The 18,055-nt window shown below is 71.5% G+C and carries 13 protein-coding genes and 1 pseudogene; 8 read left to right on the forward strand and 6 right to left on the reverse strand.

From position 1 onward, the window contains the following. The first annotated feature begins 472 nt into the window (after positions 1-472). The 3 genes from QA802_RS34770 to QA802_RS34780 are packed head-to-tail and all read left to right on the forward strand — an operon-like array spanning position 473 to position 3,315. The gene (locus QA802_RS34770) at positions 473-778 is read left to right on the forward strand and encodes a FeoA family protein (RefSeq protein WP_216827027.1); all 306 of its coding nucleotides are present in this window, start codon (positions 473-475) and stop codon (positions 776-778) included. Continuing rightward, positions 775-2,724, forward strand: a complete 1,950-nt coding sequence (gene feoB, locus QA802_RS34775) for a ferrous iron transporter B (protein ID WP_327720251.1) — start codon at positions 775-777, stop codon at positions 2,722-2,724. The genes QA802_RS34770 and feoB overlap by 4 nt, the downstream gene beginning before the upstream one ends. 9 nt (positions 2,725-2,733) lie before the next feature. Further along, positions 2,734-3,315, forward strand: coding sequence for a NifU family protein (locus tag QA802_RS34780; protein WP_327720252.1), 582 nt, complete (start codon positions 2,734-2,736; stop codon positions 3,313-3,315). Positions 3,316-3,418: 103 nt separating this feature from the next. On the opposite strand, the pseudogene QA802_RS34785 reads toward QA802_RS34780, so the two are convergent. The 6 genes and pseudogenes from QA802_RS34785 to QA802_RS34810 all read right to left on the reverse strand — a co-directional run. Further along, positions 3,419-3,685: pseudogene (locus QA802_RS34785) on the reverse strand (DUF6457 domain-containing protein); the annotation flags it as partial. Positions 3,686-3,746: 61 nt separating this feature from the next. Continuing rightward, on the reverse strand, positions 3,747-4,382 hold the full coding sequence (locus QA802_RS34790) for a vitamin K epoxide reductase family protein (RefSeq protein ID WP_334531267.1): 636 nt from the start codon (positions 4,380-4,382) through the stop codon (positions 3,747-3,749). Continuing rightward, positions 4,379-5,164 (reverse strand): respiratory nitrate reductase subunit gamma, encoded by a 786-nt coding sequence (narI, locus tag QA802_RS34795; RefSeq protein WP_334531270.1) that lies wholly within the window; start codon positions 5,162-5,164, stop codon positions 4,379-4,381. Before narI ends, QA802_RS34790 begins: the two co-directional genes overlap by 4 nt. Beyond that, positions 5,161-5,988, reverse strand: a complete 828-nt coding sequence (gene narJ / locus QA802_RS34800; RefSeq protein WP_334531272.1) for a nitrate reductase molybdenum cofactor assembly chaperone — start codon at positions 5,986-5,988, stop codon at positions 5,161-5,163. The genes narI and narJ overlap by 4 nt, the downstream gene beginning before the upstream one ends. After that, on the reverse strand, positions 5,985-7,520 hold the full coding sequence (narH, locus tag QA802_RS34805) for a nitrate reductase subunit beta (protein ID WP_319064189.1): 1,536 nt from the start codon (positions 7,518-7,520) through the stop codon (positions 5,985-5,987). Before narH ends, narJ begins: the two co-directional genes overlap by 4 nt. Position 7,521: 1 nt before the next feature. Next, a complete protein-coding gene (locus tag QA802_RS34810; protein WP_334531277.1) occupies positions 7,522-11,220 on the reverse strand; it encodes a nitrate reductase subunit alpha in 3,699 nt (1,232 codons plus the stop codon). Positions 11,221-11,621: 401 nt separating this feature from the next. Between QA802_RS34810 and QA802_RS34815 the strand changes: the two genes are divergently transcribed. From QA802_RS34815 to QA802_RS34835, 5 genes are all read left to right on the forward strand, one after another. Then, on the forward strand, positions 11,622-12,452 hold the full coding sequence (locus tag QA802_RS34815) for a DUF2249 domain-containing protein (RefSeq protein ID WP_334531280.1): 831 nt from the start codon (positions 11,622-11,624) through the stop codon (positions 12,450-12,452). Positions 12,453-12,556: 104 nt separating this feature from the next. Next, entirely contained in the window at positions 12,557-13,060 is a 504-nt protein-coding gene (locus QA802_RS34820; RefSeq protein ID WP_334531283.1) for a hypothetical protein, read from the forward strand. A 342-nt stretch (positions 13,061-13,402) separates the two neighbouring features. Then, positions 13,403-14,677 (forward strand): TIGR04053 family radical SAM/SPASM domain-containing protein, encoded by a 1,275-nt coding sequence (locus QA802_RS34825; RefSeq protein ID WP_334531286.1) that lies wholly within the window; start codon positions 13,403-13,405, stop codon positions 14,675-14,677. After that, complete coding sequence (locus QA802_RS34830) at positions 14,658-17,276, forward strand: multicopper oxidase domain-containing protein (RefSeq protein WP_334531288.1); 2,619 nt, start codon at positions 14,658-14,660, stop codon at positions 17,274-17,276. Before QA802_RS34825 ends, QA802_RS34830 begins: the two co-directional genes overlap by 20 nt. Beyond that, entirely contained in the window at positions 17,276-17,722 is a 447-nt protein-coding gene (locus QA802_RS34835; protein WP_327720262.1) for a hypothetical protein, read from the forward strand. Before QA802_RS34830 ends, QA802_RS34835 begins: the two co-directional genes overlap by 1 nt. The last annotated feature ends 333 nt before the right edge of the window (positions 17,723-18,055 follow it).

The following is an 18,055-nucleotide window of genomic DNA, read 5'->3' on the forward strand; positions in this document are numbered from 1 at the left end:
TTTGAGGCCGCAGTTGGAAGCGGTGCCTTTCCGGCTCGGTCACCGTTCGGCCGCCTGCCACACCCGTCCCGGCCGGCCGGACGTACCCGGCTTGCTCGGCGACGACGCCGAGCGCTGCGCCCTCCTGCGGCAACCCGGCCGTCGGCCGGCGCGACGGGTCACTGTCTGCCGCGGCTCAGCAGCCGCCGAGAGGTTCCGCTCCGCCACGGTCGCCTTCTGCAACCGCTGCTCCTCTGCCCCACCTCGGCGACACCGACCTCACGCAACTCGCCCCGTGCGTCCTTGACGTATGCCTGCGGGTTTGAGGCCAGCTCGCTGCTGTGGGCCGTGTGGTCCGGTTTGATGGGGCCGGCAGGCCCATGCCTGAGGGTCACAAGCCCCACGCCTTCCCCATGCAGGAAAGCCTAGCCTCACCTTTGTCGGTGATCGATTGCTGGGCGGACTTGCCCGGCGCGATGTGGCGGAGACACACATGAGTCGCACAGATGGGGTATTCGACGAAGCAGGCGGCCTGGGGTTCACCGTCATGGATGCCCCGCCGCTCTCTCTGGCGGACCTGGCTCCCGGCGCCCGTGCCGCGGTGATCGGGTTTGCCGCCGACGGTGAGCCCACCGTTGTCCGCCGGCTGCACGACCTCGGATTCACCCCGGGCGCGGTGGTGGAGGTGGTACGCCGGGCGCCGCTGCGTGACCCGGTCCTCTACCGGGTCAAGGACTACGAGGTGTGCCTGCGCCGGGCGCAGGCTGCGTGCGTTCACATCGGAGAGGAGACGAGGTGAGCGCGAACTGCCATGCTGCGGGCGGCGCGGACGCGACCCTGACCGGGGCGCCCCGGATCGCCCTGGTCGGTGCCCCCAACTCGGGAAAGACCAGCGTCTTCAACGGCCTTACCGGCCTGCGCGCCAAGACCGGCAACTACCCCGGAGTGACCGTGTCCCGGTTCGTCGGGACCTGCCGGACCGGCCCGCACCGGCATGTGATCGAGGATCTGCCGGGCACCTACAGCCTGGAGCCGATCAGCCCGGACGAGCGGATCACCGTCGATGTGCTGGAGGGCCGGCTGGAGGGTGCGCACCGGCCGGACGCGCTGCTGGTCGTCGCGGACGCCACCACGCTGGCGCGCTCCCTGGGATTCGTCGCCCAGGTCCTGGCCCGTGGACTGCCGGCCTGCGTGGTGGTGACCTTCACCGACGAACTGGCCCGACGTCAGGGCCGCCTGGACCTCGACGCGTTCGCCGAGGCGCTCGGCGTGCCGGTGCTGCCCGTGATCGGCCACCGCGGATACGGCATCGCGCGGCTGCGCGAGCAGCTCACCACCTGGCGCACCTGGCCGATCCCGGCCGTCGCACCGCCCATCGAGCCGGGCGAGCGGGACGCCTGGGCGCAATCGGTGCTGGCCTACGCCGGCTACCGGCCCCCCGAGCGCCACCGGGTCACCCAGCGGGTCGACGCGGTGCTGCTGCATCCGGTGTGGGGCACGGCGGTGTTCTTCGCGGTGATGGCGTTGTTCTTCCAGACCGTCTTCACTTTGGCCTCCCCGTTGCAGGGCGGGGTGGAGTCCCTGTTCGCTTGGCTGTCGGGCCAGGTGGACGCCCATATCGGCAATCCGTGGCTGTCCGGGCTCCTGGGGGACGCTCTCATCGGCGGGGTCGGCGGCGTGCTGGTGTTCGTCCCGCAGATCGTGCTGCTGTTCCTGCTCCTGGCCCTGCTGGAGGGAGTGGGGTACATGGCGCGGGCGGCGTTCCTGATGGACCGGGTGATGGCCCGCTTCGGCCTGGAGGGCCGGGCCTTCGTGGCGCTGCTGTCCTCGTTCGCCTGCGCGATCCCCGGCATCATGGCCACCCGCACCCTGCCCTCGGCCAAGGACCGCCTGGCCACCATGATGGCCGCACCGCTGATGACCTGCTCGGCCCGGCTCCCGGTCTACGTGCTGCTCATCGGCCTGCTGGTCGACCCGTCCGTGCGTGTCGGCCCGTTCGGCGCGCAGGGCCTGGTCATGTTCGGTCTCTACCTGCTGGGCGCCGTCTCCGCGATGCTGGCCGCCTGGGCATTCAAGAAGCTCGGCGACCGCCACGGCCAACCGGTGCCGTTCTTCATGGAGCTGCCGCCCTACCGCTTGCCCGCCCCGCGCGCGGTGCTGGTGGCGATGTGGTCCTCCGCGCGCGCCTTCCTGCGCAAGTGCTCGACCGTCATCGTCGCCACCAGCATCGTCCTGTGGCTGCTGCTGAACCTGCCGCTGCACACGGCCGCGCAGATGCAGGCGGCAGGCGTGGACACCACCAACCCCACGGCCGTGTCCGCCTACACCGTCGACCACAGCTACGCCGCCGGCCTGGGCCGGGCGGTGGCTCCCGTCTTCGACCCGCTGGGCTTCGACTGGCGCATCAACGTCGGCGTGCTGTCGGCACAGGCCGCCCGCGAGACCTTCGTCGCCACCCTCGGTCAGGTCGCCGCCGCCGAGGATCCCGAAGAGCCGGCACAGGCCCTGCAGGCCATGACCTACCCCGACGGGCCCCGCGCCGGACAGCCGGTGTTCACCGCGCCCACCATCGCCGCGCTGCTGGTCTACTTCGTCTATGCGCTGCAGTGCATGGCCACCGTGGCGGTCCTGCGCCGGGAGACCGGCACCTGGAGATGGCCGGCCATAGCCTTCACCTACCTGACCGTGCTGGCCTGGCTGATGGCCTACCTGGCCCGGACGGTCACCGTTCTGCTGGGCGGGTGAGCCGCGGCCATGATCCCCATACACCCCCAGCAGGTGCCCGGTCGGTCCGACCGGCTGCGCTGGATCATCCCCGCCGGACACCTCACCGGCACCGGCCCACTCACGGAGGTACCCGAACCGCTGGCAGCGTTGCTGGCCGACGGCACCCTCGCTCAGATCACCCTGGACGGCGAGGCCGTCGTCACCAGCCTCGGTGCGGGCCGCACCTGGTCCCAGGAGGGTGCCAGGGTTCGCGGTGCGCTGCACACCGCCCTCGGCGACCCCGACGGATGGATCCCAGTCACCAGCAGCGCCGCCTACGATGACGACGCGCTGCTGTACGGGGTGGCACGCGAGGTTCTCGCCGGACAGATGGGTGACTTCGCGCGGTCCCACGGCGGGAGCATCGACCTCGTCGGCGTATGCGACGGCGTCGTCACGGTCCGTCTCGGCGGCGCCTGCCACGACTGCCCCGCCTCCTGGTTCACGCTGCATCAGCGGCTGGAGCGTCAGCTGCGGCGACGCCATCCCGGTCTGCGGGAAGTCCGCAACGCGGCCTCACCGGCAAGCCTGTTCGGCCGGCTGTGCGACTCCCCCGAGGCGTCCTCCTGACCGCGCCGGCTCAGCCGCAAGCCGCTGCGCCCCTCACCTTGCCAACTGTCTGCAAGGTGAGGGGCGCCGGGGTTCTGGGCGTGGCTGGTGGCGGGAGGTCTTGCTATACGGCCCCGGGGCCGAGGCTCTGGTCGGTCTCAGCGGACCACCGGGCGGCGAGTTCGCCGGCTCGCCGGGCTGCGGCGGCCACCGCGTCAGGACCGCCGCCCGCCTGGCCTGCCGCGTACCCGACCAGGAAGGTCGTCAGGGGGGCGGCGGGTCGGGCGACGCCGTGAGCGGCATCGCCCGCGAGGGCGAGGAGGAGGGCGCGGTCGACTTCGAGGTCGATGAACAGGTCGGCCTTGAGAGCGGCCGTCCACTCCTGCAGTACGTCGTCCATGATCGTCGTTCTTTCATTCCTGTGCCGGTGAACGGGTTGGCGCGGTGGTCGGCTACAGCAGGCTGCTCCAGTACGGCCAGAAGCGGGTGAGGACGAGCAGCGCGATCACCCCGTACCAGGCGCCGAGGAGCACCCAGTGGGTGTCCCGGACGAGCACCAGCACGCCCCGGCGCACGGGGACGATTCCCTGTTCCAGGCAGTGCAGGGTGACATACCAGAACAGGGCGATGGTGACCGCCCAGACGACGGCGCAGTAGGGGCAGAGCTTGTTGAGCTCGTACAGCGACTGCCCGATCAGCCAGTGGACGAACACCACCCCCACCAGGGCCCCTGCGTCCAGCGCGAGCCATAGCCGGCGGTGCAGGCACGCTCCGGAGAGTACGGCGATGCCCAGGGCGATCACGGCGGAGAAGGCGCCCAGTCCGAGCAGCATGTTGGGGAAGCCGAACAGGCTGCCCTGCGGGCTGGACATGACGCTGCCACAACTGACGACGGGGCTGATGTTGCACGGAGGTCGGTAGGCCGGGTCTTTGAGGAGCCGCCAGTCGTCCACGGTGAGCTGGAAGGAGGCGAGCCAGCCGACGGTCCCGGTGAGGACCATCACCCATCCCGTTCGGCGGCTCGCGCCCACTGTGTGCCGGCGCCGGATGGTCGTGGCGTCCGGCGCGAGCACGGGTCCATGACTCATGCGGCGCGCCGGGAGCCGGAGGCCGGCCGGGTCCGGCCGTCTGCCGTCGGGGCTGACGCCGGTGCGGCACGCCGCCGGTAGACCAGGTACGGCCGCGCCAGGTAGCCGATCGGGGCGCTCCACACGTGCACCAGCCGGGTGAACGGCCAGGCCGCGAAGAGCAGGAAGGCGGTCAGGGCGTGCAGTTGGAACAGCAGCGGGGCGCCGGCGATCGCCTCCGGGTGCGGCTGGAGGACGAACAGGCCGCGGAACCAGACGGAGACGGTGGAGCGGTAGTCGTAGCCGGCGCCGAAGACGTTGTGGGCGGCCGTGGCGGTGATACCGAGCAGGACGGTGGCGGACAGCAGGGGGAAGAGGAGTTTGTCGCTGCGGTCGGTGCCGAGGCGGATCCGGCGGGTCAGAAGCCGACGGGCGCACAGCATGCCCAGGCCCGCGACCATGGCGACGCCCGCCACCGATCCCGCCCAGACGGCCGTGGTGTGGTAGGCGTGCTCGCTGATGCCGACGGCCTCGGTCCACGAGTCGGGAATGGCGAGTCCCACGACATGGCCGGCGATCACCATGAAGGCGCCGAGGTGGAACAGCGGGCTGCCCCAGCGCAGCCAGCGGTGTTCGAGGAGCTGGCTGGTGTGGGTGGTCCAGCCGAACTGGTCCTGGCGGTAACGCCAGACGTGCCCGACCACGAACACGGCGAGGCAGATGTAGGGGATGGCGACCCAGAGCAGGAGGTCGGTGCCGCTCGCCGAGGCGGCGGCCGACGGGGACAGGGGTGCGGTGCTCATCGGGTGCCTTCCATACGGCTGGTGGTCGGGTCGGCGGGCGGCACACGGGTCGGCGGAGCGGCCATCGGTGGCACGAACGTGCCCGGCGGGGCGAACTCCCCCTCCCCGTACGTCCCGTAGGGATCGAGGTCGACCTCCTCGTTCGGCGGACCCTCGGCGACCAGCTGGGCCACCGCCGCGCGGTCCGCCTCGGTGGGCGGCGGCAGCAGGGTGAGCAGCGCGGCCAGCACGTGCCGGTAGGGCGAGTCGGCGTCGGCCAGTGCCCGGTGGATCAGCTCCAGGCCGCGCCGGTGCTGGCGCAGCGGTGCCTCGCCGCCCCCTGGGCCTACGAGGGCGGCGAACTCCAGGACGACCGGCAGGTGGTCGGGCAGTTCACCCCCGTCGATGTCCCAGCCGGCAGCCTTGTACCGCTGGTTCAGGGTGAGCAGGGCCATGCCGCGGCGGCGGGTGTCGCCGTGCAGGTAGTAGGTGAGGTAGAGGCTGCTCTTGCGGCGCAGGTCGAACATCTCGACGTAGTGCCGCTCCAGCGCCTCCGTCTCCTGACCCGTGAGCCAGGCGGTGAAGTCGGCCAGGTGTTCGGCGGCGGGCGAGGGCGGCAGCGCCTCGACGGTGGCGGTGAGCACCTGGCGGGCGGCGGCGAGTTCGGCGTCCGGGTACTGCAGCAGCAGCGAGCACAGGCGCAGCAGCAGGGTGCGTGCCTGGGCTTCCTCGGGGGTGAGGCGGGACGGGCGGCGTATGGCTGCCCGGACGCGGGTGCGGACGAGGGCGGGGATCGATGGGGGTCCCCCCAGGCGTTCAGCTCTGGGGGAGGGCAGCGGGCTCACGGACGGCCTCCGGCGGGGGTTTCGGGCGAGCGGCGGCGCAGGGTGGGGATGCCGAGCATGATCTTGCGGGGTTCGGCGGCGTCGGACGACTCGACCGGGCAGCGGTTCTCCATCGCGGTCAGCGCGGCGGCGTCTTCCTTGTGCGCGGCCGGGACGACGTACCGGTCGGCGTACTTGGCCACGGCGAGCAGCCGGTGCAGGTCCTCCGCCTCGCGGGGGGTGAGGCCCACGGCCTTCAGCGCAGCCTCGTCGCCGGACTCGCCGAGGGTGCGTTCACGCATATATGAGCGCAGCGCGGTGAGCTTCATCAGCACTCCGGCGACCACATCCGTGTCCCCGGCGGTGAACAGCTCCGCCAGGTATTCCAGCGGGATGCGCAGCCGGGTGACGGCTGCGAACACGTGGTCGGGGTCGTCCTGGTTTCCGCCCGCCGCGTCGACGGCGTCGAGGACGGGGGAGAGCGGGGGCACGTACCAGACCATCGGCATCGTCCGGTACTCCGGGTGCAGCGGCAGCGCCACCTTGTACCGCATCACGAGGTCGTAGACCGGGGAGCGGCGGGCCGCGTCCAGCCAGTCCTCCGGGATGCCGGCCTCCCGGGCCGCCGTGATCACGGCGGGGTCGTGCGGGTCGAGGAAGACGCCGCGCTGGGCGTCGAGCAGGTCCTTCTCGTCCGGGGTGGCGGCGGCCTCGCCGACGCGGTCGGCGTCGTACAGCAGCAGACCGAGGTAGCGCAGGCGTCCGACGCAGGTCTCGGAGCAGACGGTGGGCTGGCCGGCCTCGATGCGCGGGAAGCAGAACGTGCACTTTTCGGCCTTGCCGGTGGCGTGGTTGACGTACACCTTCTTGTACGGGCACGCCGTCACGCACATCCGCCAGCCGCGGCAGCGGTCCTGGTCGACCAGGACGATGCCGTCCTCGACGCGCTTGTACATCGCGCCGGACGGGCAGGCGGAGACGCAGGCCGGGTTGAGGCAGTGTTCGCACAGGCGGGGGAGGTGGAAGAGGAAGGTCTGCTCGAACTCGAACTTGACCTTCTGAGCCCACTCCCCGGTGAAGTTGGGGTCGCCGCCGGCGTTCTCGGGGGCGCCGCCGAGGCCGTCCTCCCAGTTGGCGCCCCAGGTGATGGCGGTGGGTTTGCCGGTGAGGACGGAGCGGGGGCGGGCGACGGGTATGTCCTTGCCGGCCGGGGCGTTGACGAGGTTGTCGTAGTCGTAGGTGACGGGCTCGTAGTAGTCCTCGATGGACGGCAGGTCCGGGTTGGAGAACAGGGACAGGAGCCTCTTGATCCGGCCGCCGGAGCGCAGGACGAGGCGCCCGCGCTTGTCGAGCATCCAGCCGCCCTTCCACTGCTCCTGGTCCTCGTAGCGGCGCGGATACCCGACGCCGGGCTTGGTCTCGACGTTGTTGAACCAGGCGTACTCGACACCGGTGCGGTTGGTCCACGTCTGCTTGCAGGTGACCGAGCAGGTGTGGCAGCCGATGCACTTGTCGAGGTTCATCACCATCGCGATCTGGGCCATCACTCGCATGTCAGTACTCCACTTGCTGGCTGCGGCGGCGGATGACGGTGACCTCGTCGCGCTGGTTGCCGGTCGGGCCGTAGTAGTTGAAGGCGTAGGTGAACTGGGCGTAGCCGCCCGCGAGATGGGTGGGCTTGAGCAGGAGCCTGGTGAGGGAGTTGTGGATGCCGCCGCGTTTGCCGCTGACCTCGGTCTTCGGCACGTTCACGTTGCGGTCCTGGGCGTGGTACATGTACACGGTTCCCTCGGGCATGCGGTGGGTGACCACGGCCCGGGCGGCGACGACGCCGTTGCGGTTGTACGCCTCGATCCACTCGTTGTCCTTGACGCCGATCTTCTCGGCGTCGGCGGTGGACATCCAGATCGTGGGTCCGCCGCGGGACAGGTCGAGCATGTACTTGTTGTCCTGGTAGTTCGAGTGGATGGACCACTTGGAGTGCGGGGTGAGGTAGCGGACCGTGACCTCGGCCCGGCCGCTCTCGCTCAGGTGCTCGTCGCCGTAGTGCTTGGGCGTGTTCAACGGGGGCCGGTAGACGGGCAATTGCTCGCCGAGTTCGGCGATCCAGTCGTGCTGGACGAAGAAGTGCTGGCGGCCGGTGAGGGTGTGCCAGGGCTTCTTGTGCTCGGTGTTGATCACGAACGGGGAGTAGCGGCGCCCGCCGGTCTCCGAGCCCGACCACTCGTACGACGTCATCACCGAACGGGGCTGGGTGCGCGTGTCGGCGAAGGTGATCCGGTCGGCCTCGCGCTCGGCGGCGAGTTCGACCAGGCCCTCGCTGCCGGTCTGCCGCTCCAGCTCCCGGAAGCCTTCGGTGGCCAGGCGGCCGTTGGTGGTGCCGGACAGGGCGAGGATCGCCTCGCACATGTCGGAGGCGGTGGCGAGGGAGGGCCGTCCGGCGGCGGTGCCGTCCCTGACGGTGCCGTTGCGGTGCCGGAGGTCGTCGATCTCCTGGTTCGGGTGGACGGTGACGCCCTTGGTGGTGGTGCCCAGCGTGTCGAGCAGCGGGCCGACGGCGCGAATCTTCTGCGCGATCGCGGCGTAGTCCCGCTCGATGACCACGAGCTTGGGCATGGTCCGCCCGGGGACCGGTTCGCACTCGCCGGCCTTCCAGTCCCGTACCACCCCGCCCGGCTGGGCGAGTTCGTCCGGGGTGTCGTGCAGCAGCGGCACCGCGAGGACATCGGTGCGGGTGCCGAGGTGGTCGGCGGCCAGTTCGCTGAATTTGTCGGCCATCGTCAGGAACATGTCGTAGTCGGTGCGGGCCTGCCAGGGCGGGGCGATGGCCGGGGTGAAGGCGTGGACGAAGGGGTGCATGTCTGTGCTGGACAGGTCGTCCTTCTCGTACCAGGTGGCGGCCGGCAGGACGACGTCGGAGAGCAGGCTGGTGGAGGTCATGCGGAAGTCCATGGTGACGAGCAGGTCGAGCTTGCCCTCGGGGGCCTCCTCCCGCCACACCACCTCCTTCGGACGGCCCTCGGGCGGGGTCTGCTCGGAGCGGACGGCCGCGTCGGTGCCCAGGAGGTGGCGCAGGAAGTACTCGTTGCCCTTGCCGGAGGAGCCGAGCAGGTTGGCCCGCCACACGGTCAGCACGCGCGGGAAGTTGGCCGGGTCGTCGGGGTCCTCGACGGCGAACCGCAGCCGCCCGGACTTCAGCTCGTCCACGATGTGCTCGGCGACCGGCCGGCCCGCAGCGGCTGCTTCGTCGGTCAGATCGAGGGGGTTGCGGTTGAAGCCGGGGTGACCGGGAGTCCAGCCCAGCCGCACGGCCTGCGCGAGTGTGTCCGCGAACGCCTTGCCCTTGAACCGGCCTTTCCCGAGCGGGGAAGCGAGCTCGTCGGGCCCGAACGCCTCGTAGCGCCACTGGTCGGAGTTCAAGTACCAGTACGAGGTGCCCGCCATGTGCCGGGTGGGCCGCTGCCAGTCGAAGGCGAACGACAGGTGCTGCTGCCCGGTGACCGGGCGGACCTTCTCCTGGCCGACGTAGTGCGCCCAGCCGCCACCGTTGACGCCCTGGCAGCCGGTCATCGTGATCAGGGCCAGGAAGGCGCGGTAGATGGTGTCGGAGTGGAACCAGTGGTTCGTGCCGGCGCCCAGCGCGATCATGGACCGGCCGTTGGTGCGCTCGGCGTTGCGGGCGAACTCCCGGCCGATGCGGGCCGCCTGCTCCGCCGGGACCGAGGTGATCGTCTCCTGCCAGGCCGGGGTGTACGGCTCGGACGCGTCCTCGTACGAGGCGGGCCAGTTGCCCGGCAGCCCGGGGCGTGCGACGCCGTACTGCGCCAGCATCAGGTCGAAGACCGTGGTGACGAGCCGGCCGCCGACCCGGCGCACCGGCACCCCGCGCACCAGGACCGAACCGCCTTCCGTGCTGCCCTCGTCGAAGCGGGGCAGTGCGACCTCGGCCGTCTCCTCGGCCCGCTCCAGCAGGCTCAGTTCGGGCACGACGTCGCCCAGGTCCAGGTTCCAACGGCCTCGCCCGGCTTCCCCCCAACGGAAGCCGAGCGAGCCGCCCGGGACCACGGGTTCGTCCGTGGTCCCGTCCAGGAGGACCGTCTTGGACTCGGCGTGCTCCGTGTCGTGTCCGAGGTCGGCGGCGGTCAGGAACCCGTCCGGGACGAGACCGTGCTCGTGCTCGCGCAGGGTCACCAGGAACGGCGCGTCGGTGAACTTGCGCATGTAGTCCTGGAAGTAGGGCACCTCGCGGTCGACCAGGAACTCGCGCAGGATGACGTGGCCCATGGCCATCGCCAGCGCCCCGTCGGTGCCCGGGTGCGGGGCGACCCATTCGTCGGCGTGCTTGACGTTGTCGGCGTAGTCGGGACTGACCGCGACGACCTTGGTGCCGTTGTAGCGGGTCTCGGTGAGGAAGTGCGCGTCGGGCGTGCGGGTGACGGGGATGTTGGAACCCCACATGATCAGATAGCCCGCGTTCCACCAGTCCGCGGCCTCCGGCACGTCCGTCTGGTCGCCGAAGACCTGCGGCGAGGCGATGGGCAGGTCGGCGTACCAGTCGTAGAACGACAGCAGGGTGCCGCCGATCAGCGAGTGGAACCGCGCCCCGGCGGCGAACGACGCCATCGACATCGCCGGGATGGGCGAGAAGCCGGCGACGCGGTCGGGGCCGTATGCCTTGATCGTGTGCACCTGGGCGGCCGCGATCAGCTCGCTGACCTCGTCCCAGTCGGCGCGCACCAGGCCGCCCTTGCCGCGGGCCCGCTTGTAGGCGCGGGCCTTGGCCGGGTCGCCGGTGATCTCGGCCCAGGCCGCCACCGGGTCGCCGAGGCGCTTGCGGGCCTCGCGCCACAGCTTCAGCAGCGCGCCGCGCACGTACGGGTAGCGGACACGGCTGGGAGAGTAGGTGTACCAGGAGAACGATGCCCCGCGGGGGCAGCCGCGCGGCTCGTACTCGGGGCAGTCCGTGCCGATCGACGGGTAGTCGGTGGCCTGGTGCTCCCAGGTGATGATCCCGTCCTTGACGTACACCATCCACGAACACGAACCGGTGCAGTTCACACCGTGGGTGGAACGTACCACCTTGTCGTGGGCCCACCGGTCCCGGTAGAAACTCTCCCACTTCGGATCGCCCTCGCCGAACACCGCTCGCCCGTCCGCGGACACCTCCCGGCGGGTCAGCAGCCTGCGGGCTGCCAGCGGCCAGCCCTCACCGGTGGGCGACGCCTGGCGCCGTGCGTTCTGATCGTTCTCCATGGCTGGGAACGCTAGAAGCCGCAGGCCATGGTGCACCTGGGGCTGGCGGTCCCTGCCGGATGACCTTCCGGCCCTATCTGGCCGGTTGCAACAGGGACCTTTGGTCCCCGTACTGGGGTCCGGTCGGCGGGGGCGTCGACTGCGCCCGGCGTGCATGCTGGGCACTGATCGAACCGCAGATGCCCATCTGTACGACCGCATTCCGTGCCTGCCTGGCGGCCGATTCCCCCGTCCCTGGCCGCCGCAGGTGCAGCGCGTACGGCGCGTGGCGCCCGGTTCGGTCGAGCGTCCGGCCGCTCACCGCGGCCGGACGCGGCATCCGCCCCGAGAGCCGGCACCCGGAATGCCATCCCCACCCGCATCGGCCGGCCGCGCCGGCCCGACCTGCTGGAGACACGACCATGAGCGTGCTCACCCTCGCCTCGGACCCTCAGGACGCCACAGCCCTTGAAGGTGCGGAGGCGCACCACGCCCGCCTGGCCGGGGAGCTGGCCGGACGAGTGAAGATGCTGCTCACGGCCGTGGACCGCGACCCGGGCGCCGCCGAGAAGATCCACGCCGGTCTCGTCACCTTCTGCGGCCGCTCGCTGCTGCCGCACGCGGCAGCGGAGGAAGCCGTGCTCTACCCCGTCGCGCACGGCATGCCCGAGGCCCGTCTGCTGATCGAGAGCCTGATCGGCGAACACCGCCGTCTGACCGCGCTCGTCGACGCGCTGCGCGCCGCACGCAGCCCGGCGGGGGCGGCGGCCGACGCGCGGGCCCTGCAGGTGCTCTTCGAGGAGCATGTGGCCAAGGAGAACGGCCTCGTGCTGCCGCTGCTCGCCATGACGCCCGAGGTCTGTCTGGCGGAGCTGCTCGCGGACATGCACCACCGGCTCGCGAGTGACGTGCCCGCCGCGGGCGCGCAAGGAGATCAGAACATCAAGGAGGGACAGGACATGCAAGAGCAGATCGAGGAGACGGGCGGCTGCGGCGGAGTCTGCGCCTGTGGTGGCACGGAGGAGACGGCCGAACCCGAACTGGACGTGCGGGAGGTGCCGCACGCCCTGCGCCACGCCACGGTCTTCGGCGCGCTGGACGCCGTTCCGGCGGGCACCGCGATGGTGCTGGTCGCTCCGCACGACCCGCTGCCGCTGCTCGCGCAGATCGAACAGCGCAGCCCCGGCACGTTCTCGGTGGAGTACCTGGAGCGCGGCCCCGAAGCCTGGCGGCTGCGGCTCAGCCACCGCTGATCCAAAAGCCACTCCAACCTCCAGGCGGCGCGCGGACGTTGTTCCACCCGGCGCGCTCGCGCCGCCGTACCCGCAGCACACGAGCAAAGAAGGAAGGACACGTCATGGACGGATCCCGCCGTCGGGCCGGAACCCTGCTCGGGACGGTCGGCGCGGCCCTGATGGTCGCCGGACCGGTCATGCTGCTGCGCGGCCGCAGCGGCAGGAAGGAGATCCGTGCCGAGCTGGCCGACCAGAAGATCACCTTCCCCGAGCGCGGGCTGCCTGCCGAACTCGCCGCCTACGCCGGCCGGCCCGTAAAAACCGGCCCCGAGGCGCACGCCTACGCCGAGTTCATCAAGGGCAATCTCGCCCACGCCACCGGCGGCCGCACCTATGCCGAGATCACAGCGGAGCTGCACGCAGCGGGAGGCGACGACGAGAAGCTCTCCAAGTTGCGCCAGACCGCGTTCATGGGCCAGTCCCTGCGCGCCTCGCTGATGTCCGCCTACCAGGCATGGCACCTCACCACCCTGGTCACGGGCCTGGGCACCGCACTGACCGGCCTGGGAGCCGCGCTGGTGGTCACCGCGGACGCCCTGGCACCCCGCTCCCCGAACCACCCCTGATCACGCCCGGCCTGGGGAACAGGGCCGCTCGCGGGCGTCCCCGGGCAGGGCGTCGGCTTCCCGACAGCCCAGTCCCCCCTTTCCGAAGAGGGACCATCGGCCCTGCCAGAGAAGACCATCGGCCGCCGCGCCGACCACCCCCGCCGGTGGATGCTGACGGCGACCGATCCGGAGGTATCCCGTGCACCACCACATCGACCGCCCTCGAGGCCGATTCCACCGCTGTCGCTCGCGGTGGGTGCCGCGCCCCGTCCGGCCCGGTCACCGTCCGGCCGCCCGCCTCGTCTGCCCTGACTCCAGGGCGGCCGGACACAGCCCCGGGTCGCTGGGAAGGACCGCGCGATGAGCGCCGCCCCCCATGCCATCCGCCGCCAGCGCCACGACGCGGCCGACCGGCCCTTCATCGTCATCTGGGAGTCCACCCGGGCCTGCCCGCTGGCCTGCCGCCACTGCCGCGCCGAAGCCGTACCCGACCGCGACCCGCGGGAGCTGGACACCGCCGCCGCCAAGGACCTGCTGGACCAGGTGGCCGCTTTCGGACAGCCCGCCCCGCTGTTCGTGATCACCGGCGGCGACCCGTTCCAGCGCCCCGACCTGACCGAACTCATCGCCTACGGCAGGGAGATCGGGATCCGGGTGGCGGTGTCCCCTTCCGGCACGCCGACGCTCACCGAGGAGCGGTTGCGGGCCGTGCACGCCGCGGGCGCGTCCGGGCTCTCGCTCAGCCTGGACGGCTCCACCGCCGCACTCCACGACGACTTCCGCGGGGTGCCCGGGGTGTTTCGCTGGACCCTGGACGCCTGGGACACCGCACGCGCCCTCGGCATGAAGGTGCAGATCAACACCACGGTCGCCCGGCACAACCTGCACGACCTCCCTGACATCGTCCGCCTCGTCGCCGACCACGGAGCGATGCTGTGGAGCGCCTTCTTCCTCGTGCCCACCGGCCGCGGCCGCACCCTCGGCGCGCTGACCGCTGGCGAGGTCGAAGACGTCCTCAACTTCGTCTACGACATGGGCCTGACCATCCCCGCCAAGACCACCGAGGCCCACCACTTCCGCCGCGTCGCCCTGCAACGCCAGGTCCTCGCCGACGCCGGCGACGACCACGTGGCGGTGCTCGGACTCGGGGACCTCAACCGGGAGCTGACCGACCGGGCCGCGGTCCTGGGCCTGTACGCCGCCACGCGCCGGGTACGGCGACCGCCGCTGGACGTCAACGCGGGCCGCGGCTTCGTCTTCGTCTCGCACACCGGCACCGTGCACCCCAGCGGCTTCCTGCCGCTGAGCGCGGGAAGCGTCCGCAGGACGCCGCTGACGTCGATCTACCGCACCTCACCGCTGTTCACCGCCCTGCGTGCCCCCGACATGCTCGGCGGCCGCTGCGGGGCGTGCGAGTTCCGCCGGGTCTGCGGCGGTTCGCGCTCCCGCGCCTACGGCGTCACCGGCGACCCGTACGCCGAAGAGCCGTGGTGTGGCTACATTCCCGGCTCCTTTCCGCACCAGCGGGAACTGGCCGCACTGCTGTCCGGCGGCGCGGGCACGGAACCCCTCGTTCGTCCCGGCCCGACCGGCGCCCCCGGCGGCAAGGAGCACCATGTACAGCAAGAACCATGACCCGGGTGCCGGCGATGGCCCACCGCCCAGCAGGTTCAAGGCGTCCGGTCTGCGCAGCCGGCACCTGGCCGCACACGTCGTAGTCGCGGTCTGGGTGGTGCTCGCGTTGCTGGCGGCGAGCACCCAGCAGACGCTGCCCGTGGCCCGCTGGCTGGCCATCCACCTGTTCCTGCTCGGCGCCGCCACCACCGCCATCGTGGTGTGGAGCGAGCACTTCGCCGTCGCCATGCTGCACGCCCCGCTGCCCGACCGGCGGTGGAGCAACGCCCGGCTGGCCGGCCTCAACACAGGGGTCGCGGGCGTGCTCACCGGCGTGTGGGCCGACCTGCCGGTCCTGACCGGTGCCGGGTGCGTGCTGCTGGTCACCGCGGTCGGCGCGCACCTGGGGGTGCTGGTCCGCATGGGCCGGGGTGCGCTGGGCGGACGACTCGCCCCGATCGCCGACTACTACCGGGCCGCCGCGGCGGCACTGATCATCGGCGCGGTGCTGGGCTGGCTGCTGGCCACCGGCAAAGCCGGACCCGGGCACTACACCGGGCTGAAGCTGGCCCACGTGCACGTCACCCTCCTCGGCTGGATCGGACTGCCCGTGCTGGGCACGCTGTTCATGCTCTGGCCCACCGTGCTGGGCGTCCGCATGGCCGAGAACACCACCCGGCTGGCGCGACGGGTACTGGCGCTGACCGGGGGCGGCCTGCTGACCGCGGTCGCTGGGCTGACGGCCGGATGGCGCCCCGCCGCCGTACTCGGCATCGCCGGCTACACGGTCGGCGTCGCCGTCGCGGCGCAGCTGTTCGCGCGCACCGTGCGTCGACGGCCCGCGATCTCGGCGGCCGCCGCGTGGATGCTGGCCGCCGCCGCGGGATGGCTGGTCGTCGGCGTGGTCGTGGACCTGGTGGTGCTGGCCGCACGGCCGCTCGGCGAGATACAGGACGACATCGGCTCACTGGTCCCGGTGCTGCTCGTCGGCCTCGTAGCGCAGGTCCTCATCGGTGCCCTCACCTACCTGCTGCCCATCGTGCTGGCCAGTGGTCCCAAGGAACGAGCCGCGCTGCGGGCGGTACTCGAGCGGGGCTGGGCGCCACGGCTCGTCGTGCTCAACCTCGGCATAGTCCTGCTCGCGCTTCCGCTGCCCGGCCCTCTCGGCACAGTGGGCATGCTGCTCGCCGGCGCGGCCGGGGCCGCGTTCCTCGCCCTGGCCCTGCGCGTGCTCGTTCGCAGCGCACGGGGGCTCCTCCAGGACGCGGACAAAGCCGGTGTGGCGCGACGCCCCGCTGTGTGGGGCACCGCCGTGGGCGCCGTAGTGACGGTGCTGGCCGTGCTCGTGGCCAACAGCGGTGGGGACACGAGCGGCGGGACGAGCGCGGCCGGGACGGCGGGTGCGGGCGCTGGAACCACCCGCACGGTCGCCGTCACCCTGGCCGACATGCGCATCCGTCCGGCCCGCGTCGAGGTCGCCGCGGGGACCGACCTGCGGCTGAAGGTCACCAACACCGACGCCCAGCGCCACGACCTCAAGGTCGAGGACGGCCCGTCCACTCCCATGCTCGCCAAGGGCCACACCCGCGTACTCGACCTCGGGCAGGTCACCGAGGACCGTGAGGCGTGGTGCACCCTGCCGGGCCACAAGGCGGCCGGGATGACCATGGACATCGTCGTCAAGGACGACACGGCAACAGTCAGCAGCGGACACGAGGGACACCCATCGGCCGCCGCCGACAGCGGCGGCCTGGATCTCTCCGCCGACTTCTCCTCCGGCTGGCAGCCACGCACCGCCGATCTCACCCCCGCGCCCGGTGGGACGGTCCACAAGGTCGAACTGCATGCCGCGCACACCACGGTCGAAGTGGCCCCGGGCGTGAAGCAGCAGATGTGGACGTTCGGCGGCACCGCACCCGGCCCCACCCTGCACGGAAAGGTCGGCGACGTCTTCGAGGTCACCCTCGTCAACGACGACCCGTCCATGGGCCACGGCATCGACTTCCACGCCGGCTCCCTCGCCCCGGATCGCCCCATGCGCACGATCCAGCCCGGCGAGCGCCTGGTCTACCGTTTCCGAGCCGAGAAGGCCGGGGCATGGCTGTACCACTGCAGCACCGCACCGATGCTCCAGCACATGGGCAACGGCATGTACGGCGCCGTCATCATCGACCCGCCCGGCCTGAAGAAGGTTGACCACGAGTACGTGCTGGTCTCCTCCGAGCTCTACCTCGGCACCCCGGGCAGCACCGCCCAAGTGACCAAGATGCGCCAGAACACCCCGGACGCCTGGGCGTTCAACGGCATCGCCAACCAGTACACCCAACGGCCCCTGAACGTGAAGGCCGGCGAGCGGGCCCGCTTCTGGGTCATCGCCGCAGGTCCCAGCGACGGCATCGCCTTCCACCTCGTCGGCACTGTCTTCGACACCGTGTACAAGGAGGGCGCCTACCTGCTCAAGCCGGACCAGGCGGGCGGCTCGCAGGTGCTGGACCTGGCCACGGCGCAGGGCGGCTTCGTCGAGACGACGTTCCCCGGGGCTGGCCACTACGCGTTCGTCGACCACGACATGCGCCACGCCGAAGCCGGCGCGCACGGCATGGTGGAGGTGAGTGAGTAGTGGACACCGTCGGCTGGTGGTCCCTCGTGCGGTTCGCGCACGTGGCCGGCGCCGCCCTGTGGGTCGGTGGCCAACTGGCCCTGTCCCTGGTGATCCTGCCGCTGGCCCGCCACCTGCTCGACCCGGAGGCCAAGGACCGCTTCACCGCCGCGGCGGGACGCCGGTTCGGGATGCTGACCGGGGTGGTGTTCCTGCCCGTGCAGCTGGCCACCGGCTGGGCCATGGCCTGGCACCGGGGAGTCACCTGGGCATCCCTCGCCGAACCCGGTTACGGCCGCACCCTGGCGACCAAACTCGCCCTGTTCGTGGTGGTGATGCTCGCCGCGGCCGGACACGGCATCGCCCACGCCAAAGGCCGCGCCGACCTGGCCCGGGCCCTGGCGGTCGTCTCTCTCGTCGGCTCCCTCGGGGTCGTCCTGCTGGCCACCGCCCTGCCCGCCACTTGACCCGCGGCCACGAAGAGAAGCGAGGAGGCAGCATGCACACCCACGTCCTGCCGGACGCGGCCACCGTGGAGGCGCTCCTGGCGGCGGCCGTGACGGCCCCGTCGATCCACAGCACGCGAGCCCTGGCGGTTCCGCCTGGGCCCTGACCGCCAGGTGCTGGAGGTCCGTTCGGCGCCGGTGCGAACGCTGCCGCTTACCGACCCGATGCACCGCGCCCAGTACCTGCCCGGGGGCGGGCCGACAGACGGCAGGCCAGTCTGAAGCTGCGGCGCTGAACGGCCTGGCCTGCGGATCGGATATGCGTAAATCCGTGAATTGCGAAATTCTGCAATT

This window comes from Streptomyces sp. B21-105 (assembly GCF_036898465.1).
Lineage (GTDB): Bacteria > Actinomycetota > Actinomycetes > Streptomycetales > Streptomycetaceae > Streptomyces.

What these genes read in the sequence shown, in the direction of transcription:
- QA802_RS34770 (WP_216827027.1), top strand. Translation starts at nt 473, where the DNA reads ATGAGTCGCACAGATGGGGTATTCGACGAAGCAGGCGGCCTGGGGTTC.
- QA802_RS34780 (WP_327720252.1), top strand. Translation starts at nt 2,734, where the DNA reads ATGATCCCCATACACCCCCAGCAGGTGCCCGGTCGGTCCGACCGGCTG.
- QA802_RS34790 (WP_334531267.1), bottom strand. Translation starts at nt 4,382, where the DNA reads ATGAGTCATGGACCCGTGCTCGCGCCGGACGCCACGACCATCCGGCGC.
- narI (WP_334531270.1), bottom strand. Translation starts at nt 5,164, where the DNA reads ATGAGCACCGCACCCCTGTCCCCGTCGGCCGCCGCCTCGGCGAGCGGC.
- narH (WP_319064189.1), bottom strand. Translation starts at nt 7,520, where the DNA reads ATGCGAGTGATGGCCCAGATCGCGATGGTGATGAACCTCGACAAGTGC.
- QA802_RS34810 (WP_334531277.1), bottom strand. Translation starts at nt 11,220, where the DNA reads ATGGAGAACGATCAGAACGCACGGCGCCAGGCGTCGCCCACCGGTGAG.
- QA802_RS34815 (WP_334531280.1), top strand. Translation starts at nt 11,622, where the DNA reads ATGAGCGTGCTCACCCTCGCCTCGGACCCTCAGGACGCCACAGCCCTT.
- QA802_RS34820 (WP_334531283.1), top strand. Translation starts at nt 12,557, where the DNA reads ATGGACGGATCCCGCCGTCGGGCCGGAACCCTGCTCGGGACGGTCGGC.
- QA802_RS34825 (WP_334531286.1), top strand. Translation starts at nt 13,403, where the DNA reads ATGAGCGCCGCCCCCCATGCCATCCGCCGCCAGCGCCACGACGCGGCC.
- QA802_RS34830 (WP_334531288.1), top strand. Translation starts at nt 14,658, where the DNA reads ATGTACAGCAAGAACCATGACCCGGGTGCCGGCGATGGCCCACCGCCC.